Genomic DNA, 22482 nt, shown 5'->3' with positions numbered 1-22482 from the left:
GCACCGACCTACGGCGTGGGCAGGATCAGGCTGGACAACGGCACGATCACACCATCCGGGCGCTGAACGAGGTCCGGTGCGATCAGGATGTATCCAGGCGGCAGGACCACCGTGGGAAGTGTCGCCAGCGTTGCAGCCGGCGTTGGTGCAGGTGCGGGGGCGGCGGGAGCCTGCTGCGTCACGACCGGAGCCGGCGCAGGTGCAACGACTGCCGGTGCCGGCGCCACCACAGCCGGGGCGGGTGCCGGAGCGACCACTGCCGGAGCCGGTTCCGGTGCAGTCACCGCGGGAGGTGCTACGGGTGCGGGTTCCGGAGCTGTCGTTGCAGGCGGCACTGTCGTTGCAGGCGGTACGACGGCGGATTCAGCCGTCGGTGCGGCGGGAACCGTAGTGACGGGGGCCGTCGTCGTCGGCGCCGTAGTGGTGGGCGCAGCAGTTCCGGTGGGAGTCGGCGTCGCGGTCCCGGTGGGCGACGGCGTGGCCGTCTGCGTCGGAGTCGGCGTCGCGGTCCCGGTGGGAGTCGGCGTCGCGGTCTGCGTCGGAGTCGGCGTCGCGGTGCCGGTTGGCGACGGCGCGGCCGTCTGCGTCGGAGTCGGCGTCGCGGTCTGTGAGCCGCCCGGGTTGGACGGAGTTGCCGTGTTCGACGGCGTCCCTGGGCTCACCGGCGTCTGCGTGACGGGCGGCGCCACATCTTCTTCATGCTCACCACCGATGACTGCCCGGGTGGTCCCGTCCGTGATGGGCACTGCCCACTGCGGAGTGCCGGATCCCGTGCCGACACCGGGCTGGTAGTTCACCATGGTGATGCCCTGGAGCGGATCGATCTGCTTGATGGGCAGCAACTGCCACTGGTTCGGGTTGGTGTGCAGCCCGTTGACGATCGTTTCGAAGTGGAGATGGCAGCCGGTGGACCATCCAGTGGTGCCGACCTCGGCGATCACTTGGCCCACCCGGACTGACTGGCCTTGCGTAACTCCGATGGCCTGCAGGTGGTTATACGTGGTCACCAAGCCGTTGCCGTGCTCAATCTCGACGCGGTTGCCGCCACCCCAAATGTGCCAGCCCACGGCCTTGACCGTCCCCGAGTCCGCCGAGTAAACGCGGGTACCGCAAGCCGCCGCATAGTCCTGGCCCCAGTGGAATTCACCGGGCAGGCCCGTCAGCGGGCTGAAGCGGTAGCCGTAGGGAGAGCTGGGATTCAGGACTTCCAGGGGCGAGTACAGGTAACCGGCCGGCGGACGGGACAGCCCTGCCGAGGCAACCGTCAGCGCGCCGGAACCATCGGCACCCACGGTGCGGACCAAGGCACGGTCGAAATACACCATCGGCGTGCCGGCCACTTGCTGAGGAGGCTCTGGCATGTTGTCCAGCACCAGGGTTTCGGCCTCAGGCGGCACCAAGGTTCCCAGTGCCAGCGGGCCGACGACTCCTTGGGCCGACGCGCCATCCAGCGAATACGACGGACCGGACGTCAGCGGTTGGAATCCAAAAGCGAAGAACGCAGCTATCGCGAGGACGCCTGCGATGAAAACGCGGCGGAAACCCTCGGTGCGCACCAGGATCGCTACCCGGTCTGATTCATGATGCTTGCCCACAAAACACTCCCCAAAGCCAGCGGCACCAAACCCCAGCCTGGCGTGCATGCACCATTGTTGCGGGTAAGCCAATGAAAATAAAGGCTTCCAGCTTGACTTCGAGCGAAAGGTTGGCTCAGCTTTTCCTCAAGACATCTTGAGCTTCGGCCATGACGCGCTCAGGTCAGGTTTTCCTTGAGCAATGCGCGGTGTTCGATCGCCGCGGAAGCATGGAGTGCGCGGCCGGCTTCCGTTAGTTCCAGGAAGACCGACCGGCGATCGTCCGCGCACGTTTGGCGTGACACCAGCCCGGCTTTTTCAAGCCGGTCCACCACTTTGGAAACTGCGCTTTGCGTCATGGGCGTCCGCTCCCCCAGCTGCTTCATACGGCAGGCAGCGTCCGTACTTTCGGCCACGAGGTCCAGGATTTCGAACTCGTTGAGGCCGATGTCGAACTTCGCTTCCAGCGCACGGTCGAGAGCTCCGGCGGTGCGGAAGTAGGAGTCCTGGATGCTGCGCCACTGCTCAACCAGCTGGCGGTCACGGGTTGATGCCATGTTCAGATTCTAGTTCAACAAGGTGTTTGAATCCACGTCATAATATTCCATGTCATATTCCTTGTCATTGAATGACGTGGAATATAGATTGGTCGCATGACCTCACCCACCATCCTTCAAACATCCGCCGACGCCGCCGCTGCAGCAGTCCGCTGGACCCGTGCGCAGTGGCTTCTGCTGATGGTCGTTTGCACCGTACTGGCACTGGACGGCCTTGACGTCTCCATGGTTGGCGTCGCCCTGCCTTCCATCGGGCACGAACTCAACCTGGCCACCGATTCCCTCCAATGGATCGTCTCCGCGTACGTCCTCGGATACGGAAGCCTGCTGCTCCTGGGTGGGCGGCTGGCGGATCTCTTGGGCCGGCGTCGTATCTTCCTGATGGCCCTGACAGTCTTTGCCGCGGCATCGCTCCTGGGCGGCTTGGTTGACGATCCGGCCATCCTGATCGCCACCCGCTTCATCAAGGGACTCGCAGCGGCCTTCACGGCACCCACCGGGTTCTCCATCATCACCACCAACTTCGCGGAGGGCCGGGCCCGCAACAAGGCCCTGTCCATCTTCACCACGTTCGGTGCCAGCGGGTTCTCGCTGGGGCTTGTCGTTGGCGGCCTGATGACCAGCCTCAGCTGGCGCTGGACCTTCCTGGTTTCGGTGCCAATCGCGGTGATTGTTGTGCTGTTGGGCATCCGGTTCATCCCCAAGGACAAGCCTTCTGCGGAGAACAGCGGCCACGATATCTGGGGCGCCGTGACGCTGGCCCTGGGTATGCTCGGTCTGGTCTACACCCTGGTTTCAGCACCTGAACAGGGCTGGGGATCTGCGGCAACAATCGCCGGATTCGCTGCCTCCGCCGCCGTGCTTGCGGCCTTCGCCGTGATCGAAAGCAAGGTCAAGCACCCGCTGATCCGCTTCGGCATCCTCAAGGAAGGCTGGGTGGCCCGTGCCAACCTCAGCGCCGTTGGATTGTTCGGTTCCTACCTCAGCTTCCAGTTCATCGTCACGATGTTCCTTCAGTCTGTGCTGGGATGGACTCCCCTGGGCATGGCACTGGCCCTTCTCCCGGCAGGCCTGCTGGTGGCGACGAGCGCACCGTTCGCGGACCGCCTCATAGAGAAGTTCGGCGCCACGCAGCTCATCCTGACGGGCCTGACCGCCCTGGGCCTGGGCTACGTGTTGTTCCTCCGCGTGGGCACAACGCCCAATTACGCACTGGACATCCTGCCTTCGGTGATCCTGCTTGGACTCGGCTTCGCCCTGGCGTTCCCGTCCATCAACGTCCAGGCCACGGCCGGTATCCGCGATTCCGAGCAAGGTCTGGCCGCCGGACTGATCCAAACCAGCACGCAGGTTGGCGCAGCACTGGTCCTCGCCGTCACTACGGCCTTGGTCAGCGGACACGGACACACTGAGGGTTCGGTCAGCGCCCAAGCCATGCTGGAGCAGTACCGTCCGGGACTCATCCTGAGCGCCGCCGTCGCCATTGCCGCCCTGCTGGTGGCAGCAGCACCTGCCAGGCGCCGCTCCCGCGTGTAGTTTGTAAGGCATGCGGAACTACTTCCTCGAGTACCGCCACGAACTTCAGCGCACGTTCACCGGAACGTCCGGAACACCGCCTGAGTGGGTGCCTCGCCTCGCAGAAGGGAACGACGCCGGATACCACCTTCCGGGGTCGGCGGTGTGGGCTGTGCACGGCTCCATGTCCACCATCGTGGCCGGCATCCGGGTCCTCTTGATGCAGGCACTCCACCCGGGCGCACTTGCCGGCGTGTATGAGCATTCCGGGTTCAAGGAAGACCCCCTGGGCCGCCTCGCAAGCACCATCCGCTGGATCTTCACGGTGACCTACGGTTCAACGGAGGCCGCACAAGAGGCCACCAACAGGGTCAGGAAACTGCACCAGCGTGTCCAGGGAACGTACATCGACGGGAACGGAACACCGCGCGACTACGCAGCCAACAATCCGGAGCTCCTCCGCTGGGTCCACGTGACCTACGCGGACTCGTTCCTCGCGGCGCACCGCATCTTCGGCGGCCCCATCCCCGGCGGCGCCGACGCCTACGTCCGTGAGTGGGCATCGGCCGGCCGGCTCATGGGTGTGGAGGATCCGCCCGTCACGGAAACGGAGGTTCGGCGGGAGCTGGACCGCTGGTACTCCTCCGGCGTTTTGCGGTGCGACGAACGCCTTGCCGAGACGGTCGAATTCATCCGGACGCCGCCCCTGAGCCCGTTGCTGAGGCCGGGTTACCGTATTCTGTTCGCTGCCGCCGTCGCAAGCCTTGAACCCAAGTACCGGGACCTCCTTGGCTTGCGGAAAGCCCGCCTGGGTCCCGTGCCGTTGCCGGCCATCACGGCGGCCAAGGCGATCCTGGCCTTCGTCCACCTTGCCCTTGGCCGGCGCGGCCCCAGCGAGCTGGCTGCCCGGCGTCGGCTTGAGCGGTTGGGACGGGCGTCGTCGAGGGGTTAGCTTTGGACCCTTACACCGGCACTTTGTGCCGAAAGCCAACCCCTCGATGCGTGACCTGCTAGATCAGCCCGTCCGAGAGGTGGTTCGGGGTGCCGAAGCGGTGGGCTGTGATGGACACGGCCTGTTCGCGGAGGAACGGCAGCATCTCGATCCGCCCGGCCTGGGTCACCGCTCCGTGGTACACAGCGATGTCCGGACGGCCACCGGTCGCCGCGCTCAGCGCGGTGAAGTCGCCACCGATCAGGCGGATGCGGCCGCCGTCGAACGTTGCTGCGCGGGCCAGCCACGCGGCGTCGTCCTCGACCCGGACGCTGACATTCAGGTTCGCAAATACGCTCACCACGGCGTCCGGAAGTACGACGGCGGAGCTCACCTTGAGTGCCGAACCGGCCACCGCGCCGGCCGCGACAACCCGCAGCAGGTCGGCGATCCGCTCGCCTTCCGAGAGGCGGATAGTGACCGGGATGGGACGGTAGCGGAAGACATTCCGCTCCGCGGTCAGGGCGGAGACGTCCTTGCGGGTACCGAACTCGCTCGCCCAGGCGTCGGCGTCACTGAACAGCGACTGCTCCAGGACGCGGAGCTCCTCGCCGGTGACGTCCACGGACTTCGCTGCGGCGAGAATCTCCGCAGCGGCACCCTGCAGGACGGTGCCGCGCTTGGCGTGTGCCTCTGCGGGCACCCAGTTGCCCAGGCCGATGAGGTAGTTCGGGCCACCGGCTTTGGTCCCGGCACCCACAGCGGACTTCTTCCACCCGCCGAAGGGCTGGCGCTGGACGATCGCGCCGGTGATGCCTCGGTTGACGTACAGGTTGCCGGCCTGGATGGTCTCCAGCCAGGTGCCGATTTCGGCGGAGTCCAGGGAGTGCAGCCCGGCGGTGAGGCCGTATTCGATCTCGTTCTGGATGGCGATGGCTTCTTCCAACGTCTCGGCGGTCATGACGCCGAGCACCGGTCCGAAGAACTCCGTCAGGTGGAAGTAGGAGCCGCGCTTGACTCCGGAACGGATGCCCGGGGACCACAAGCGGCCCGTCCCGTCGAGGCGTTCGGGTTTGACGGCCCAGGTTTCCCCTTCGCCCAAGGTGGTCAGGGCGTTGAGGAGCTTGCCGTTGGCGGGCTCGATGATGGGACCCATCTGCGTGGTGGCGTTGTCCGGGTAGCCCACGGCGAGGGACCGCGCGGCGTCGATCAGTTGGTTGTGGAAGCGCTTGGACTTCGCAACGGAACCCACAAGGATCACGAGGGACGCCGCGGAGCACTTCTGGCCGGCATGGCCGAACGCCGAGTACACGACGTCCTTGGCGGCCAGGTCAAGGTCGGCGCTCGGGGTGACGATGATCGCGTTCTTACCGGACGTTTCCGCCAGCAGCGGAAGGTCCTGGCGGAAGGAACGGAACAGTTCTGCGGTTTCGTAACCACCGGTCAAGATCACGCGGTTCACGCTCGGGTGCGACACCAACTGCGTGCCCAGCTCCCGCTCTTCGAGCTGCACGAGCGCCAGCAGCTCACGCGGCACGCCGGCTTCCCACAGCGCGTCCACCATCACGGAACCGGAGCGGCGGGCCTGCTTGGCCGGTTTGATCACGACGGCGGAACCTGAGGCGAGCGCTGCGAGCGTCGAGCCTGCGGGGATCGCCACCGGGAAGTTCCACGGGGGTGTCACTACGGTGAGGTTGGCCGGGACGAACGTGGCGCCGTCGACCGTTTCCAAATCCTTGGCGCGTTCGGCGTAATAGTGCGCGAAGTCGATCGCCTCGCTGACTTCGGGATCGCCTTGGTCCAGGGTCTTGCCGGTTTCGGAGGCCATCACCTCGAGCAGCTCGGCCCGGCGGGACTCGAGGATGTCCCCGGCACGGTGCAGGATCGCGGCACGCTCGACTGCCGGGCGGGCTCCCCATGCCTTGCCTGCTTCGAGTGCCGCGGCGATGATGCGTTCGAGTTCGGCGGCGTCGGATACCTTGGTGGACTCGACGATTGCGTTACCCGCCGTGGAGCCGGGGATGCGCGCCAGGATGTCGCGGCCCCAAGCCCGGTTGGCCGGGAGGGCGGGGTCGGTGTCCGGGGTGTTGCGGAAGCCCTCGGTCGGGGCGGGTTCAGCCGGAAGGCGGCGGTCCTGCTTGCGGTTCGGCTCCGGCACGTCCTCGCTCAGGTTCGCGAGGGAGTTCAGGAAACGCTGCTTTTCACGTTCGAAGAGCGGTTCATTGTCGCTGAGCTCGAACACGGCAGACATGAAGTTTTCCTGGCTGGCTCCCTCTTCGAGACGCCGGATCAGGTAGGCGATGGCAACATCGAACTCACCCGGGTGGACCACCGGGGTGTAGAGGAGCAGGCTGCCGACGTCCTTCCGGACAGCGGTCGCCTGGCCGGTCGCCATGCCGAGCAGCATCTCGAACTCGATGCCTTCAGTGACGCCCCGCTGCTTCGCCAGGAGCCAGGCGAAAGCGACGTCGAAGAGGTTGTGTCCCGCGACGCCGATGCGGACGGCGTCAATGTGCTCAGGGGTGAGGGCGTAGTTGATGACGCTCTTGTAGCTGGTGTCCGAATCCTGCTTGCTGCCCCACGTGGCCAGCGGCCAGTCGTGGAGTGATGCCTCCACCTGTTCCATGGGAAGGTTGGCACCCTTGACCACACGCACCTTGATGGGCGCACCACCCTTGGCGCGGCGTGCGGCGGCCCACTCCTGCAGTTCCTGCATGGCGCCGAGTGCGTCCGGGAGGTAGGCCTGCAGGACGATGCCCGCCTCGAGGTTCAGGAACTCGGGCATATCCAGGATCCGCTTGAACACGGCGATGGTCATGCTGAGGTCTTTGTATTCCTCCATGTCCAGGTTGATGAACTTGGGCTTGGGGAAGGACGCTGCCAGGCGGTAGAGCGGGGTGAGCTTCTCCACCACGTGGTCCACTGCCTCGTCGAAGGCCCACGGGGAGTGCGGGGCCACGGTGGAGGATTCCTTGATGGACACGTAGTCCACGTCCTCGCGGGCCAGGAGCTTCAACGTGCCGTCCAAACGACGCTGGGCCTCGTGCTCGCCCAGGACCGCTTCGCCCAGGAGGTTCACGTTAAGGTGGACTCCGTCCTGCTTGATTTTGGCGATGGCCGGACCGAGCTTGGCATCGGTGGCATCGACAATCAGGTGGCCCACCATTTCGCGGAGTACGCGGCGTGCGATGGGAATGACCACCTGGGGCATGATCGGGGCCATGATCCCGCCGACGCGGACGGCGCCGCGCATGTACCACGGGAGGAACGTGGGCACCTTGGGTGCCAGTTCGGCGAGTTTCCGGCCGGCGACCGACAGGTCCTCGGGGCGGATGACGCCGTCGACGAATCCGACCGTGAACTCCAGGCCGTTCGGGTCCTTCAGGACTCCGGCGAGCCGTTGCGCGGAAACGTCAACAGGAATTTTGGCGGCTTCAGTCAGCCAATGGCGAACCAGCGCAATGGCCTCGTGGGCCAGTGCGTCGAACTGCCCGGAATCCTGGGTGCGCGGGGAGGTCGCATCCGGGAGGGTGCTGGTCATGAGGGCTCCTTCTGGGGCGGAGAAGTTTGTTTGTTTCCATCAGTATGGATCTACAATCCCATTAGGAAAAGCGACCTTTTCTGACGAATATTCATTACTCATCCCGAAGTTTTGGAGGCTGCCGTGCTGGACGTCCGCAGGCTGCGATTGCTGCACGAACTCAAGATCCGCGGCACCCTCGCCGAGGTGGCTGACGCCATGCAATACAGCCCGTCTTCCGTCTCCCAGCAGCTCACCCTCCTGGAGAAGGAAGCCGGGGTGGAACTCCTCCGGAAAGCGGGGCGCCGCGTTCAACTCACGCCCCAGGCTGAGATCCTCGTAGCCCACACGTCCGCCCTCCTCGAGACGCTGGAACGCGCCGAGACGGAGCTCGCTGCGTCTCTTTCCACCGTGACCGGCACCGTGCGCCTGGCAGTGTTCCAGTCCGCTGCACTGGCGCTGCTCCCCGGATTCCTGACGATCATGCGGCAGGAGTACCCGGAAGTGCGCGTAGAGATGACCCAACGGGAGCCGGAAACCGCACTTTACGAGACGTGGGCCAGGGACTTCGACATCGTGGTGGCCGAGCAGTACCCCGGGCACGCAGCACCGCACCACCCCGGCCTCGACCGGGCGACCTTGACCAGCGACGCCATTCGCCTGGCTACTCCCCCGGTGGGGCTCGGCGGGGAACATGTTGCATCCATCGCGGACACGGCCTCCATGCCGTGGGTCATGGAACCCCGTGGAGCCGCATCACGGCACTGGGCCGAGCAAGCCTGCCGTTCAGCCGGATTCGAACCCGACGTACGTTATGAAACCGCCGATCTCCAGGCGCAGATCCGGCTCATCGAATCCGGCAACGCCGTAGCCCTGATGCCGGACCTCGTCTGGACGGGAATGGAACGGCCGGTCCAGCTGCTTGACCTGCCCGGTTCGCCCGCGCGGACCATCTTCACCTCCACGCGCACTGCCGGGCGCATCCACCCGGCCATCCTGGCGTGCCGTGAGGTGCTGGAGCGGGTGGCGGCTGCGCAAAGCTAGCGCCCTGTCTCGTGAGGGCTGCCCCGGGGCTTGGCTGGTGAACGCAAAAGGCCCCGGTCCAGTGGACCGGGGCCAAACGCGGAGAATGGGGGATTTGAACCCCCGAGGGCGTTAACCCAACACGCGTTCCAGGCGTGCGCCATAGGCCGCTAGGCGAATTCTCCTTGCTTCCGATTCGAAAGCAGATACTACTGTACCTGAGATTTTCGGCATCTCCCAATCGGGCGCCAGAACGGGTTCCAAGCCCGCGACGCCGCCCGTCGGCAGCAGCCTGAACGACAAGACTTTAACGAAAAAATGGACGCCCCCAACGCGCCCATTCCTACGGTACTTCCGTTGAGCCGCCGGGTCCGGCCCCTCTTGCCCAGGCCCCGCGGCTCACAATCGACGGAGATTGCCCCAATCGGTGTACATACTTATGGTCCGCTGCGACCTCTCCGGATGCAATGCTTGGGGCCGGTTCCGGGCCTTAGTTGCTGACAAAATGTCTTTATGACCGAACTGCATGCCTTGGTTGTCTACGTGCCCGAAGATCATGCGGACGCCGTCCTGAAGGCGATCGGCGACGCCGGGGCCGGTCGAATAGGCGACTATTCCCATTGCGCTTTCACCTCGCCCGGCACAGGCCGCTTCACTCCCCTTCCAGGAGCGCAACCGTTCATCGGCGACGTCGGGGAGCCCGAGCAGGTGCCGGAAGTCCGCGTTGAGTGCGTAGTCGCCGGAGAACTGCTCGACGGCGTGGTACTGGCTTTGCGTGAAGCCCACCCTTACGAGGAGCCGGCCTTCATGACGTGGCCTGTCAAAGGGTGGCGGTGATCCACTCCGTCGCACTGGGCCGGCCGTTGACGCCGCACCCTCACCCGCAATCCGCACCCATAGGAACTGGAGCGCCACGCGGAAACGGGTGCGCCGCCAACTCACAACGGGTGCGCCAAGCGGAAACAGGTGCACCCAGACAGAGTGGCCGCACAGCCCCACCCCGGGCAGACACCGACGCCCGCCGCCGGGGCCGGCCGTTGACCCGCCGCCGACGCCGCACCCCTTCCCGCAATCCGCACCCATCAGAACAGGAGCGCCACGCGGAAACGGGTGCGCCGTCCACCCACAACGGGTGCGCCAAGCGGAAACAGGTGCGCAGAGCTCGGGTCGATAAGTGATTGAGGGACGGCCGGAAACGGACTGGACCTGATAGAGGGGCGGGCGGAAACGGGCGGCAGGTGATAGAGGGACGGCCGGGTTCGACGGCGCGGAGTACCCGCCGTCGAGCGGTTTCCACAGTCCCCTCCAGCCGATTCGAACCGTGCCCCAAGTTCGGGTAAGCTTGTCGACGGCCCCTCATGTGGCGTCATCCTGTTGAACTCCCCCAGGACCGGAAGGTAGCAAGGGTAGATGGGCTCTGGCGGGTGCATGAGGGGTCTCTTATTTAAATGTCAGTCCCTATAGGTAGGTTTTCCCTGTGACTGTTACAACTGCCCTGTACCGAAGGTACCGCCCGGATTCGTTCGCGGACGTTATCGGGCAGGAACACGTCACGGAGCCGCTGATGACGGCGCTGCGGAAGAACCGCGTGAACCACGCCTACCTCTTTTCCGGCCCACGCGGCTGTGGCAAGACCACGTCCGCGCGCATCCTCGCGCGCTGCCTGAACTGCGCCGAGGGCCCCACGGACACCCCCTGCGGAAAGTGCCCCAGCTGCATCGAGCTTGCCCGCGGCGGTTCGGGTTCGCTGGATGTGATCGAGATCGATGCCGCCAGCCACGGCGGTGTGGACGACGCCCGGGATCTCCGTGAACGCGCCACGTTCGCCCCTGTTCGCGACCGCTACAAGATCTTCATCATTGACGAAGCCCACATGGTCACCTCGGCCGGCTTCAATGCGCTGCTTAAGATCGTCGAAGAGCCGCCGGAACACATCAAGTTCATCTTCGCCACCACGGAACCGGACAAGGTCATCGGCACCATCCGTTCCCGCACGCACCACTACCCCTTCCGATTGGTGCCGCCGGAGCCGCTCATCAAGTACCTTGAGCTGCTGTGCCACCAGGAGAACGTGCCCGTGGCTCCGGGCGTGCTTTCTTTGGTGATCCGTGCAGGTGGCGGCTCAGTGCGCGACTCCCTTTCGGTGCTGGACCAGCTCATGGCTGGAGCCGGACCGAACGGCCTCGATTACGAGCTCGCTGTTGCCCTGCTCGGCTACACCCACGCCTCCCTTCTTGACGACGTCGTCGATGCCGTCGCCGCGGCGGACTCCGCCACGGTGTTCCGAGCCGTTGACCGCGTCATCCAGACAGGCCACGATCCGCGACGCTTCGTGGAGGACCTCCTGGAGCGTTTCCGGGACCTCATCATCGTCCAGGCCATGCCGGAAAGCGCCCAGTCCATCCTCCGCGGCATGCCGGAGGACCAGATCGCCCGCATGCGCAACCAAGCCACCAATCTGGGTGCGGCTGAACTGTCCCGGGCGGCCGATGTCACCAACACCGCCCTCACCGAGATGACCGGCGCCACGTCACCACGGCTACACCTGGAACTTCTTTGCGCCCGCATTCTCCTTCCGAGCGCGGAGCAGACGGAGCGCGGAATCGCCGCGCGCATAGACCGCGTGGAACGTCGACTCAACTACGCCGGCGACGCCGTGATCCCGGCTGCCGCTTCAGCCTCACCTCAGGCCGGGGCAGCACCAGCCGCAGGTTCGCAGGCTCAGCAGGTACCGGCAGCTCAAACCGTGGCTCCTGCCGCTCAGCAGACAGCCCCCGCTACCCCTGCTGCCATGGCACCCATGACTCCCCAACAGCCGGCGGAACGTCCCGTTGAGCACCAAACCGCTGCTGCCCCCGCGGGACCGTCCGCTCCCGTTGCACCTGCCACCGTTCCGTCGCAGGAGCACCAGCGACGTGAGCCACAGCAGCAACAACAGCCGGACTCCGGAGCGCGTACGTCCCTGACGGCACCACGGGTCTCCACCAACGACTGGCCTGTGGAGGACCGGTCCGTTTCCGGGCGCCCAACGGGTCCCTCTGAGGGACAGCAAGCTCCCGTGCAAACTCCGGCCGCAGAGCGGAACCCGGCGGCCACGCCCACAGGGCAGGCAGCCCCGGCGGCACAACCCGCACCAGCCTCACAACCTGCCCCAGCCACGCAGTCCGTACCAGCACCGGAAGCTCGGCCCGCGGCCATCCCGTCAGCGCCAACCCCCTCCGGCGGAGACGTCGAAACGCTTCGGCGTGCTTGGCCGGACGTGCTGCAGACGCTGGCCAAGATCAAGCGCAGCACCTGGGCCTTGGTGGAACCCAACGCCCAAGTGGCCCAGTACGACGCCCAAGTGCTTACCCTCGCTTTCACAACCAGTGGCCTTGCCGGGGCGTTCGGACGCGCCGATCATGCGGAAAACCTGCGCCAGGCCATCCACAAGACCATCGGCATCGATTGCCAGATTGTCGCAGTGGCAGGCGCCAACAGCTCAGCGAGCTCTGAACCAAACCCAAAAGCACGTACTAGCCGGGACACCCCGGCAACGAACGCGCAAGAACCGGTTTCCGGCGCCCAAGGAGCCGGAAACACGGTTTCAGACGGAGCTGCACACCTGGCCAGCGGATCGGATACAGCTCCGCTAGCTCTAGCACCAGTCGCGGCAGCTCCAACGCCGGTCGCGGCTACTCCGGCACCAGTAGCGGCTACTCCAGCACCAGCTCCGGCAGCTGCCACCGCCGTGGATGCAGCGTGGGGCATTGCTCCGGCGTCACGCCCTGAACAAGAGTCTTCCGCCGGGAAAGATCCTGCGCAGGACGCGCCCCGCAAAGCTCCTGCGCAGGAAACCCCTGCCCCGGAGCCAGCAGCGCCGGAACCCGTTTCAACGGATCACACTGCCAGCACCTCAGAGTCCTCGGCCCGCAGTACGGAGAACGCGGAAGCTCCGAGCTGGCCGGCCGCTTCCCCGGTGGACCGGGAATCGGTCTGGTTGACGGGTCCGAAGACGCCGGAAGAACCACCTGCTGGACCGCAGGCAACTCCCCAGGCCGGACCCCGGGCATCCGTGCCTGACACGGCCGGCGACTACTCGTACCCTGATGATGATTGGGGTCCGCCGCTCGACGAGGACGCCCCGCCGCTGGAGGAAGAACCGCCGGCTGACTGGGAGCCGACGCCCCGGTACGAGGCCCCGGCCGCCCCTGCCCCTGCGCAGGCCCAGGCCGACGCACGGCCCCGGACACCGTCGCGCCCACAGGCAAGCCCACAGCCCACGCAGGCCACGAAACCCACGAATGCCACCGAGACCCCCTCGCGGCCGGATCCCGCCCAGGATCCGTGGTCACGTGCGGTGGAACATGCGCCGGGAACGTGGGTTGTTGGCACGGAATCCAACGTTGGCGGTAAAGCCAAAGCCAACGGCAACAGCAGCGACCACCAAGCGGCCCAGCCCTCGCAGAACGAGTCGGCCCCGCAGTACGAGCCAGCTACAGCCCAAATACCGGCAACAGCCCAGGCTCCAACGGCCGGAACTCCTGACATCGGCAGCGAAACCGCCGAGCCCTCCACCTACGGCCAGCCAACCAGCGCCGGGAACAACGGTTCCTCAGGCTGGGACGTCGCACCGCCGTCGGAATGGCCCGGAACAGGCGCGACGCAAACCCAGCAGAAGGCACCGGCGTGGCCCTTGTCGTCCCTGGAGCCGCAGGAGGCCCACGGTTCCGTCGCCACGCTCGAAGGGGACGCGCCGTCGGGCGGTCGGCCGGTCAAGCAGAGCCTCTACCAGCGGTTGACCAACAGCCCTGAGGCCCAGCGGGGCCGCGTCCAGGCGCCTGCCCATCCCCACGCCCAGCCGACCAGCGTAGCGGAGGACATCCCCAGCCCCGAGGACGAGACCATCGAGGAATCGAGGGTGTTCGGACGCGCCGCGGTGGAGCGTATTCTGGGCGGAAAGCTGATTGAAGAGCGGTCGTTGGACGGTTCTCCCCTCCACATGCGCTGACCACCATCTGCGCCTGGCACGCAGCCCTAACCCTGGGCGCAGCGGCATTGCAACGAAACGAACGAGGACATTGTGTACGAAGGTGCAGTTCAAGAGCTGATTGACGAGCTCGGCCGGCTCCCCGGCGTTGGGCCCAAATCGGCGCAGCGCCTGGCGTTCCATATCCTCGAGGCTGATCCCGAGGATATGGAGCGCCTGGTTGCAGCCATCACCACCGTCAAGGAACGCGTGAAGTTCTGCTCAGTGTGCTTCAACGTCACTGAGCAGGAAACCTGCAACATTTGCCGCGACCCCCGCCGGGACCCCTCGGTCATTTGCGTGGTGGAGGAATCGAAGGACGTCCTGGCCGTTGAACGTACGCGTACCTTCCGTGGGCGCTACCACGTACTGGGCGGCGCCATTAACCCCATCGCGGGCGTCGGCCCGGAACAGCTGCGGATCCGCGAGCTCCTTACGCGGCTCAACGACGGCGCCATCCAGGAAATCATCATCGCCACCGATCCGAACCTCGAAGGTGAGGCGACGGCCACCTACTTGGCACGGATGCTGAAAACGATCGGCATCACGGTCACGCGCCTCGCGTCCGGGCTGCCGGTGGGCGGAGACCTCGAGTACGCCGACGAAGTGACGCTTGGCCGTGCCTTCGAGGGCCGCCGCAACGCCCTCGCCTGACCGCGGGCCCCTGACCAACGCAAGCGCCGAATAGCTCAGGCCTTCCGGCGCAACCGCATCCGCCCGGGAATCACCACCAACGCGGCCACGGCGCCCTGCAGCGCCAGGCCGGTGACCGCTACCGGCACCGTTGGCGGCAGGCTGTCACTCGATTCGCCTCCGAGGCAGGGAACGTCCCGCTGCGGACCATCGGCGGCCCATTGCAACCCGGCGAGTATCCACGCGAAATCGCTGTTCCTGGGAACAAACTCCCCCGCCGTGCTCCCGAAGACCATCACCGGGTTGCTCGCCGCGATCCACGCCACCCGATCGGTGTGCGCAACCTCAACCGGGCGCGTTTGGCCCACGCATTCATAAGCGGTCATGCGTCCGGATTCGTCGCGCTCCACGTTGACCGGAACCGAGGCTTGCGCGGTGGTGGACGTGCCCGGAAGCAGCGCGAGGGTTGCCACCACGTTTCCGAACAACAGGAAAGCCAGGAGCAGGGCCACAAGCACGCCTCCGGGCAAGGCCCTCCGGAAACAGGCGCGGCTGCCGGCACCGATCAGCCCGAACAGCGCCACCTCCACAGTGACAACGACGACGGCGGCAATCGCCAGCACGATCGGCCCTCCGGTTGCTGCGCCAACCGCAGCCAGGACAACGCCGGACAAAAGCGCCAGGACCAGGCCATGCAGCAATCCTGAGAACAGGGCAGCAAGAACGCCGGACGCGGGACGCCTGAATCCTCGGACGGCCCCGTGAGCTGCAGCGACAAGGACCAGCCAAGCCCCCAGCAGCAGGTAGACGGCGTCCCACAGGCCTGTTTCGAACCATCCGTTGGCTGCGCCGAATCCCACCAACGCCGCGGTCAAGGCGCCGGCGGCCGCTATCCCCAGAACGCATGCAGTCCAGTACCGCCACGAGCCAAGGGACGCGACCACATCCGACCAGGCAGCGCGGGCCGCTGCACCCACCGGATTGCGCGGATGGGCCGGTGACTCATCGTCGTGGGCCGCTGCCGGTCCCGCCTCGGTCCCGGCACGGTGCGGACGACGGTCATCAATGACTCCCCCACCGATCACCTCATAGTCGGATTCTCCGCCCTGGAACGTCATAAATGGATAGTACGCCGGGCGATCATAGGCCGAAATGCCTCATGATGCCGCCATGTGGTCACAATTCCTGCGTGGGGAGCACCCGGCGATAAACTTGGCAAATAAGCTACGCCGGCGTGCTCCAATGAGGATATTGGCACGCCGGATTCGAACCCTATTAATTGCAGTGAGGGTGCGCGCATGACTATGCCCACTACCGAAGTGAAAATCGAAGAGCTCGCAGGCGGAGCTGCCATTACCAAGCAGCTGATCGTCCAGAAGTTCGGCGGTTCCTCGGTTGCCGATGCCGACGGCATCAAACGGGTTGCCCAGCGGGTGGTGGATGCGCAGAAGGCCGGCAACGAGGTAGTCGTTGTCGTCTCCGCAATGGGTGACACCACGGATGAGCTCCTCGACCTCGCAGCCCAGGTCACCGACTCCGCCCCGGCCCGTGAGATGGACATGCTGTTGTCCGCCGGCGAGCGTATTTCCATGGCTCTGCTGGCAATGGCGATCAACAAGTTTGGTGCTTCCGCCCAGTCGTTTACCGGTTCGCAGGCCGGCATGATTACCGATGGTATCCACGGCAAGGCGCGAATTATCGACGTCGATCCGCACCGGATCCGCACGGCGCTGGACAAGGGCCACATCGCAATCGTCGCCGGCTTCCAGGGCATGACCCGCGTCACCAATGAGATCACCACGCTGGGCCGCGGCGGTTCGGACACCACCGCTGTTGCACTGGCCGCAGCGCTGGAAGCGGACGTTTGCGAGATCTACACGGACGTTGACGGCATCTACACTGCCGATCCCCGCGTGGTTTCTTCCGCCCAGAAGATCGACCGCATCTCCAGCGAGGAAATGCTGGAGCTCGCTGCGTCCGGCGCCAAGATCCTGCACCTGCGCTGCGTGGAGTATGCCCGCCGGTTCGGCGTGCCGCTGCACGTGCGGTCTTCATTCAGTAACCACGAAGGCACATGGGTCATCCCGGGTGCCGATGAAAAGTTCACGATTCAAGAGGGAGTTGCCTTGGAGCAGCCAATCATCTCCGGCGTTGCACACGACCGGTCCGAAGCCAAGGTCACCGTTGTTGGCGTTCCGGACATCCCCGGCAAGGCCGCTGCGATCTTCCAGGTGATCGCCGACGCCCACTCGAACATCGACATGATCGTCCAGAACGTTTCCACCCACGGGACGGGCCGCACGGACATCTCCTTCACGCTGCCCATCGTTGAAGGCGCCGACGCCCTGGCCGCCCTTCGCGCCGCTGAGGGCCAGATCGGCTTCGAGAGCATCGAGTACAACGAGAACGTCGGCAAACTGTCCCTCATCGGCGCCGGCATGCGTTCGCACCCGGGCGTTTCGGCTACGTTCTTCAAGGCGCTGTCTGACGCCGGCATCAACATCGACATGATCTCCACCTCGGAAATCCGCATCTCGGTGGTTACCAGCGCAGACAAGCTCGATGACGCCGTCCGCGCCATCCACGCCGCATTCGAGCTCGACGGCGACGCCGAGGCTACCGTCTACGGCGGCACCGGCCGCTAGGAACTTCCCCGGGCCCCAAGCCCTGACAGGTCCAAAAAGATAATGCCGTCCTGAGGCTTCAGGGCGGCATTATCCGTTAACTGCTTCGGCAGGTCATCCGGCCGGGGGCAAGAGGACATCGATGAGGGTCCGGAGTCCCTCGGCCATGTCCACGTCCTTGTCGTAGAGCCACTGCAGCTGGAGTCCATCGAAGGCCGCCACCACCAGGCGGGAGAGCTGCACAGGATCCACGTCGGACCGAACCTCCCCCAGGTGCTGGCGCTGGGAAATATCAGCGCTGATGTCCCCCACCAGAGCCTCGTACCGTTGGCGGAAGTACTCATGGGAGTCATGCCCGGGGTGGCTGGCGGTCGCCGAGGCCACCGCGTACAGGGTGGTCAGCCCGCGCTCCTGGCGGTTCCGCTCGGCGATCGGGGCCATCAGGTCAAGTCCCGCTTTTTCGGAATTCCCGACGGCGGCTGCCCGGCGGTCGCGCTCGGCGAGGACCGCCGTGAGGAGCTCCTGCTTGCCCTTGAAGTAGTGGAAGAGCGTTGCTTCCCGGACTCCTACGAGTTCGGCGACCCGCTTGAGCGCGGTCCCTTCAAATCCTTCGGTGGCGAAGACGTCTGTGGCTGTCTGGATGATCTGTTCCCGACGTTCAGCGCCCTTGGCATACTGTCCGCGCGCCCTCGAAGTAGACATTGGTTCAGTGTATATTTGCGGGCTCCCCGCTAAAAACCTAGTCACACTAGATTTCTAGCGCTACCCTTGGTGAAAGTCCTGAAAAGGCCATGCACAAAGGAGTCACCATGAATCAACCCCGCCTGATGGAAGCCCTCACCGTCGGCACCGACGATGCCGAAGCGAGGATCCGCGAGCTTGCTTCCGGACTCAGCCTCGAACAGCAGGTCCAACTGCTCACCGGCGCGGACATCTGGTCCACCCATTCCCTTCCCGACATCGGCCTGGGCCGGATCGTCCTGTCCGATGGTCCGGCAGGCGTCCGGGGTGAGGACTTCGACGAACGCCACGACTCCGTTTCCCTGCCCTCGCCGACAGCATTGGCCGCAACCTGGAGCGTTGACATGGCACGCCGGTACGGCCAGATCCTTGGCCAGGAAGCCCGGCGCAAGGGCGTCCATGCGGTGCTCGGCCCCACCATCAACCTCCACCGTTCACCCTTGGGCGGCCGCCACTTCGAGTGCATGAGCGAGGATCCCCGCCTCACTGCCACCATTGCGGCCGGGTACGTTGAGGGCATCCAGTCCATGGGCGTGGGTGCGACACCCAAGCACTACCTCGCCAACGAGGCGGAAACTGACCGCTTTACCGCCGATTCAGTGGTTGAAGAGCAACCCCTGCGCGAGCTCTACCTCGCAGCGTTCGAGGACGCCATCCGGGAAGCCCGCGCCTGGCTGGTCATGAGTTCCTATAACTCGATCAACGGCACCACGGCCAGCGAAAACGACCTCCTGGAAACACCGCTCTCCACGGAGTGGGGCTTCGACGGAGTAGTGGTCTCCGACTGGACCGGAGTGCGCTCCATTGACGCCGCAAACGCGCACCAGGACCTGGAAATGCCGGGCCCTGCGGGCCACTGGGGACCCAAACTCATAGCTGCGGTCAACGATGGCCGCGTCAGCCGCGAAGCCATCCTGGAGAAGGTCACCCGCATCCTCCGGCTTGCGGCCCGCGTCGGCGTACTGGAAGGCTTCAAACCGGCAATTACCCGGCTACCGGCCGAACTGGACGGGGCCGCCGTCGCACGCGACATTGCCGTACGCGGAGCGGTACTGGTCCGCAACCCCGATGGGCTGCTTCCCCTGGACGCCGGCAGCATCGGCAGCGTCGCTGTCATCGGCCACAATGCCGATGAGGCGCGCACGCAAGGCGGCGGCAGCGCTACGGTCATGCCCAAGCACACGGTCTCGCCACTGGAGGGGTTGCAGACGGCACTGCCCGACGACGTCAAGGTCACCTATGCGCGCGGGGCCAAGGTAGCCGAGGGTATCCAGGCCTTTTCCCGGACGGACCTGCACAATCCCGTGTCCGGAGTTGCCGGCATACGGGTGGCCTTCCATGCTGCGGACGGTTCGGAAATCTCAGGTGAGGACCGGCTTGCGTCGCACCTTATCTGGTTCGGCGTCGGGATCCCGGAGGGCACAGCGAGCATCCGGATGGTCACCGACTGGACGGCACGGACGGCTGGAACCCATCACATCGGGGTGGGCACCGTGGGCAGAATCCGCCTGGCCGTGGACGGTAAAGACGTCTTCAGTGGCGAACTGGAGGATCAGACCAACGTCCTCGGCGCGGCCCTCTTCGACCCGCCCGCCACGATCCATGCCATCGAAACGGCCGCCGGCCAAATGGTTCGGATCGAAGCGGAGTACCGGCTGCCCGAGGAACAGTTCATTCCACTCACGGCCATCCTGCTTGGCGAGGAAACGGTGGTGGACAACCCGCATGCAGACATCGCCGCTGCAGTGGAAGCAGCCCGCGCCTCCGACGTCGCCGTTGTGGTGGTTGGTACCAACGCAGCCATTGAGTCCGAGGGCTTCGATCGCACCGACCTGGATCTCCCCGGATTCCAGGACGAGCTGGTGTCCGCCGTGGCCGCAGCCAATCCCCGCACCGTGGTGGTGGTCAACTCAGGATCACCCGTTCTGATGCCGTGGTTGGACAAGGTCAGTGCAGTGCTGCTCGGCTGGTTCGGCGGCCAGGAGTTCGGCCACGCAATCGCGGACATCCTTGTGGGCAAGGAGGAGCCCGGAGGACGCCTGCCCACCACGTGGCCGGCCGCGCTGGAGGACGTTCCGGTGCTCAGTACAACGCCGGTGGAGGGCAAGGTGGTGTACTCCGAGGGAATCCACGTCGGGTACCGCGCCTGGCTCAAACAGGAAGCTGCTGGTGGCGCAGCACCGGCCCTGCCGTTCGGGTTCGGCCTCGGATATACCAGCATCGAGTTCGGCACGGCACATGCGCCACAGTGCGTGCCTGCGGGTAAGGACGTGGTGGTCCACGTGCCGGTCCGCAACACCGGAAACCGCACGGGCCGAGAGGTGGTCCAGGTGTACCTTTCCCGCCCGGAGACAGCGGTGGAACGGCCCGTCCGTTGGCTGGCCGGCTACGCGGGAACGCACTTGGCGCCGTCCGGGACTGAAAGCGTCGAGGTGCGGATTCCGGCCAGGGCCTTCGCCCATTACGACGGCGGCTGGCAGTTCGAGCCGGGCACGTTTACCCTGTTGGTGGGTCGCCATGCCGCAGACGACTTTCAGGAGCTGGATGTTGAGCTGCGCTGAGACAGGTGAACACCCCTAACGTGTCCATTGCATGACATTAGTTACCGTGGTTTTCCCCACATGTGGCCTCTTTACGGTATGGTATGGAATTTTCATGGCATGCTGTACGTTGCATAGCCGTAACTCCCCTATCTGAAGAGGCAAATAAACAAGTGGCAGCCGATTACGACGAACTCCGCACAGACGTCAAAGAAAACCAGGAGCAGTCCCTCCAGGCACTCCAGTCCGCCAGCGCCCCCACGGCCAAGAGCGTGGTGCTGGAACTCGACGAGACCGATGGCCTCGACGCCAACGGCCCCGGCGGCGAAATCGTCGCCGAAGAACTGGTCATCCAGGTCATCCCGCAGGCAAATGACGAGTTCACCTGCAACTCGTGCTTCCTGGTCCGCCACCGCTCGCAGATCGCCCGCGAGAAAGATGGCGTGGCCTACTGCACTGACTGCGAGGGCTAGGACCTCCACAACCCGGGCGGTCTGATCGTCGTCAGGGAGTGCCGCCGTCGGGTTAAATGCGGAAGGACCAGTTCACTCTGTGAACTGGTCCTTCCGCAATTACTAAGCGTTTTCGACTCCCGCACCGGTACCGTGCCCAGCGAGGCTGCGTTGCCGGCGATGATTAATGATCCGCAATTGCAGGATGCGGGCACCTCCGGCCAACGCAACCAGCACGCCCCCTCCGACGGCCGCGATAAAGAGCGTCGTACCCAGGGCAAGCGATCCTTCCAATCCGAAGAACCTCACCGTCACCATGTCCTGGTTCTGCACGAAGAAGACGATCAGCAGCACCAGCACCACCAGGCCAACCGCCACCGCAACCCAGACGGCTGCCGTACGCGTCGGGCGGGAAGATCCAGGCACCGGGCCCTGCGACCGGACGGCGGGTCCGGTGTTTGCCGGGATACTTCCTGCGTTTGCAGGGATCCTTCCGGCATCATCTTGGAAACTCATTCCCGGCCCCTCTCCCCAAACAGGACTGACCCTGTTTCCACTCATCCCGTAACAACATAATAAGCATGCTGATCACCCGCGTGGAAGCATCAATGATGGAAGCGCTGGAGCCCGCGGACGCCAAAGCGAAGGACCGGAGCTGAACCCCGGTCCCAGCGTCAGCCCTAAAGGCTGTAATCGGTGGTTGTTGGACCTGGATCGTTGTTCCGGACAGCGTAGTGATGCCCTTCGGAGTCAGTCTCCACGTCAAAATGCTTAAGGTCCTCTTCCGAGGCGAGCTCAAAGTCATCGTGCTTGTGCACCACAGGAGCATCCGAATAGCCATGAGTGGCCGGTCCAAAAACGGACTGCAGCCGTTCGGTTACGTGCTGGAAGCCTTCCAATTTGCGTCCCATTTTCTTCCACCCCCTTTCCGCAGGAGAAAGGAAAACGGCAGGGCCGGTGCGCGCCGTTCCAGTGAGGCAATTTTACGCCCGGAGAGCCACAATGGTCAGTTCGCGAGTTGGCATTTAATCGCAATGTTCCCCGCCCGGACTGCCATCAAATGCCATCTCGCGGGGAGGGCACCGAAGGTTTAGCGCAGAGACTTGTCGTCCGGGTTGCGGGGAACCACGTACGTGCTGCCATCGGGTCGGCGAATGGTTTCCCACTGCTGTGTTTCCGCTTGGCGCTGCGCCAGAAGGCGACGATTGGCCTCGGTCATCTCGTGATCGAGGGAGCTGCTGTGGGCCGGGCCGAAGATAACCCGCAGCCTGCCCGTTGCACGCATGAACTTCTGGGCGAAAGATTCCTTGGCCACCGGCGATCGACTCCTTGTTTCAACGGATCAATACCTCCATAGTAGGCTA

At 65.0% G+C, this 22482-nt stretch carries 17 protein-coding genes, 1 tRNA gene and 1 other RNA gene; 10 read left to right on the top strand and 9 right to left on the bottom strand.

From position 1 onward, the window contains the following. Positions 1 to 8: 8 nt before the first annotated feature. Positions 9 to 1595 carry a M23 family metallopeptidase gene (locus QN084_RS14620; RefSeq protein ID WP_069696317.1) on the bottom strand — a complete coding sequence of 529 codons (1587 nt, stop codon included), beginning with the start codon at positions 1593 to 1595 and terminating at the stop codon, positions 9 to 11. 158 nt (positions 1596 to 1753) lie between these two features. Further along, positions 1754 to 2131 (bottom strand): MarR family winged helix-turn-helix transcriptional regulator, encoded by a 378-nt coding sequence (locus QN084_RS14615; protein ID WP_069696316.1) that lies wholly within the window; start codon positions 2129 to 2131, stop codon positions 1754 to 1756. A 96-nt stretch (positions 2132 to 2227) separates the two neighbouring features. Between QN084_RS14615 and QN084_RS14610 the strand changes: the two genes are divergently transcribed. After that, on the top strand, positions 2228 to 3667 hold the full coding sequence (locus QN084_RS14610) for an MFS transporter (RefSeq protein ID WP_069696315.1): 1440 nt from the start codon (positions 2228 to 2230) through the stop codon (positions 3665 to 3667). Between the two features lie 10 nt (positions 3668 to 3677). Continuing rightward, positions 3678 to 4598, top strand: coding sequence for an oxygenase MpaB family protein (locus QN084_RS14605; protein WP_069696314.1), 921 nt, complete (start codon positions 3678 to 3680; stop codon positions 4596 to 4598). Positions 4599 to 4656: 58 nt separating this feature from the next. On the opposite strand, the gene QN084_RS14600 is transcribed toward QN084_RS14605, so the two are convergent. Next, on the bottom strand, positions 4657 to 8118 hold the full coding sequence (locus tag QN084_RS14600; RefSeq protein ID WP_069696313.1) for a bifunctional proline dehydrogenase/L-glutamate gamma-semialdehyde dehydrogenase: 3462 nt from the start codon (positions 8116 to 8118) through the stop codon (positions 4657 to 4659). A 123-nt stretch (positions 8119 to 8241) separates the two neighbouring features. Here QN084_RS14600 and QN084_RS14595 point away from each other — a divergent pair, with 123 nt between their 5' ends. Beyond that, positions 8242 to 9141 carry a LysR family transcriptional regulator gene (locus tag QN084_RS14595; RefSeq protein WP_021471652.1) on the top strand — a complete coding sequence of 300 codons (900 nt, stop codon included), beginning with the start codon at positions 8242 to 8244 and terminating at the stop codon, positions 9139 to 9141. Between the two features lie 79 nt (positions 9142 to 9220). Here QN084_RS14595 and QN084_RS14590 read toward each other — a convergent pair. Beyond that, positions 9221 to 9305 (bottom strand) — tRNA-Ser (locus tag QN084_RS14590). 328 nt (positions 9306 to 9633) lie between these two features. Between QN084_RS14590 and QN084_RS14585 the strand changes: the two genes are divergently transcribed. The 4 genes from QN084_RS14585 (at position 9634) to recR (ending at position 14782) form a co-directional block, all read left to right on the top strand. Then, complete coding sequence (locus QN084_RS14585) at positions 9634 to 9957, top strand: YqfO family protein (RefSeq protein WP_021471653.1); 324 nt, start codon at positions 9634 to 9636, stop codon at positions 9955 to 9957. A 510-nt stretch (positions 9958 to 10467) separates the two neighbouring features. Next, positions 10468 to 10564: signal recognition particle sRNA small type (ffs, locus tag QN084_RS14580), an RNA gene on the top strand. Between the two features lie 33 nt (positions 10565 to 10597). Continuing rightward, positions 10598 to 14110, top strand: a complete 3513-nt coding sequence (locus QN084_RS14575; protein ID WP_083261811.1) for a DNA polymerase III subunit gamma and tau — start codon at positions 10598 to 10600, stop codon at positions 14108 to 14110. Between the two features lie 72 nt (positions 14111 to 14182). After that, positions 14183 to 14782, top strand: coding sequence for a recombination mediator RecR (gene recR, locus QN084_RS14570; RefSeq protein WP_069696311.1), 600 nt, complete (start codon positions 14183 to 14185; stop codon positions 14780 to 14782). A gap of 35 nt (positions 14783 to 14817) precedes the next feature. On the opposite strand, the gene QN084_RS14565 is transcribed toward recR, so the two are convergent. Next, positions 14818 to 15879, bottom strand: coding sequence for a hypothetical protein (locus QN084_RS14565; RefSeq protein WP_021471656.1), 1062 nt, complete (start codon positions 15877 to 15879; stop codon positions 14818 to 14820). 180 nt (positions 15880 to 16059) lie between these two features. Between QN084_RS14565 and QN084_RS14560 the strand changes: the two genes are divergently transcribed. Continuing rightward, complete coding sequence (locus tag QN084_RS14560) at positions 16060 to 17406, top strand: aspartate kinase (protein WP_021471657.1); 1347 nt, start codon at positions 16060 to 16062, stop codon at positions 17404 to 17406. 93 nt (positions 17407 to 17499) lie between these two features. Here the strand turns inward: QN084_RS14560 and QN084_RS14555 are convergent, their stop codons facing one another. Next, entirely contained in the window at positions 17500 to 18087 is a 588-nt protein-coding gene (locus QN084_RS14555; protein ID WP_069696310.1) for a TetR/AcrR family transcriptional regulator, read from the bottom strand. 107 nt (positions 18088 to 18194) lie between these two features. Between QN084_RS14555 and QN084_RS14550 the strand changes: the two genes are divergently transcribed. Beyond that, positions 18195 to 20687 carry a beta-glucosidase gene (locus QN084_RS14550; protein WP_069696309.1) on the top strand — a complete coding sequence of 831 codons (2493 nt, stop codon included), beginning with the start codon at positions 18195 to 18197 and terminating at the stop codon, positions 20685 to 20687. Positions 20688 to 20839: 152 nt separating this feature from the next. Then, on the top strand, positions 20840 to 21139 hold the full coding sequence (locus QN084_RS14545) for a DUF4193 domain-containing protein (protein ID WP_018778105.1): 300 nt from the start codon (positions 20840 to 20842) through the stop codon (positions 21137 to 21139). 102 nt (positions 21140 to 21241) lie between these two features. Here the strand turns inward: QN084_RS14545 and QN084_RS14540 are convergent, their stop codons facing one another. The 3 genes from QN084_RS14540 to QN084_RS14530 all read right to left on the bottom strand — a co-directional run bounded on the left by QN084_RS14540 (position 21242) and on the right by QN084_RS14530 (position 22433). After that, positions 21242 to 21634, bottom strand: coding sequence for a LapA family protein (locus tag QN084_RS14540; protein WP_021471660.1), 393 nt, complete (start codon positions 21632 to 21634; stop codon positions 21242 to 21244). A 164-nt stretch (positions 21635 to 21798) separates the two neighbouring features. Beyond that, positions 21799 to 22029: a hypothetical protein gene (locus QN084_RS14535; RefSeq protein WP_021471661.1), complete on the bottom strand. Its 231-nt coding sequence runs from the start codon at positions 22027 to 22029 to the stop codon at positions 21799 to 21801. Between the two features lie 179 nt (positions 22030 to 22208). Next, positions 22209 to 22433: a hypothetical protein gene (locus QN084_RS14530; protein WP_069696308.1), complete on the bottom strand. Its 225-nt coding sequence runs from the start codon at positions 22431 to 22433 to the stop codon at positions 22209 to 22211. Positions 22434 to 22482: the final 49 nt, after the last annotated feature.

It is taken from the genome of Paenarthrobacter sp. R1, assembly GCF_030264015.1.
Lineage (GTDB): Bacteria > Actinomycetota > Actinomycetes > Actinomycetales > Micrococcaceae > Arthrobacter > Arthrobacter ureafaciens.
Note: the sequence above shows the minus strand (reverse complement) of the source record. Positions and strands in the feature narration are given on the sequence as shown.

Coding starts and splice junctions, on each gene's coding strand:
- QN084_RS14615 (WP_069696316.1), bottom strand. CDS start 2,131: ATGGCATCAACCCGTGACCGCCAGCTGGTTGAGCAGTGGCGCAGCATC.
- QN084_RS14610 (WP_069696315.1), top strand. CDS start 2,228: ATGACCTCACCCACCATCCTTCAAACATCCGCCGACGCCGCCGCTGCA.
- QN084_RS14560 (WP_021471657.1), top strand. CDS start 16,060: ATGACTATGCCCACTACCGAAGTGAAAATCGAAGAGCTCGCAGGCGGA.
- QN084_RS14585 (WP_021471653.1), top strand. CDS start 9,634: ATGACCGAACTGCATGCCTTGGTTGTCTACGTGCCCGAAGATCATGCG.
- QN084_RS14540 (WP_021471660.1), bottom strand. CDS start 21,634: ATGAGTTTCCAAGATGATGCCGGAAGGATCCCTGCAAACGCAGGAAGT.
- QN084_RS14600 (WP_069696313.1), bottom strand. CDS start 8,118: ATGACCAGCACCCTCCCGGATGCGACCTCCCCGCGCACCCAGGATTCC.
- QN084_RS14605 (WP_069696314.1), top strand. CDS start 3,678: ATGCGGAACTACTTCCTCGAGTACCGCCACGAACTTCAGCGCACGTTC.
- QN084_RS14555 (WP_069696310.1), bottom strand. CDS start 18,087: ATGTCTACTTCGAGGGCGCGCGGACAGTATGCCAAGGGCGCTGAACGT.
- QN084_RS14565 (WP_021471656.1), bottom strand. CDS start 15,879: ATGACGTTCCAGGGCGGAGAATCCGACTATGAGGTGATCGGTGGGGGA.
- QN084_RS14535 (WP_021471661.1), bottom strand. CDS start 22,029: ATGGGACGCAAATTGGAAGGCTTCCAGCACGTAACCGAACGGCTGCAG.
- QN084_RS14550 (WP_069696309.1), top strand. CDS start 18,195: ATGAATCAACCCCGCCTGATGGAAGCCCTCACCGTCGGCACCGACGAT.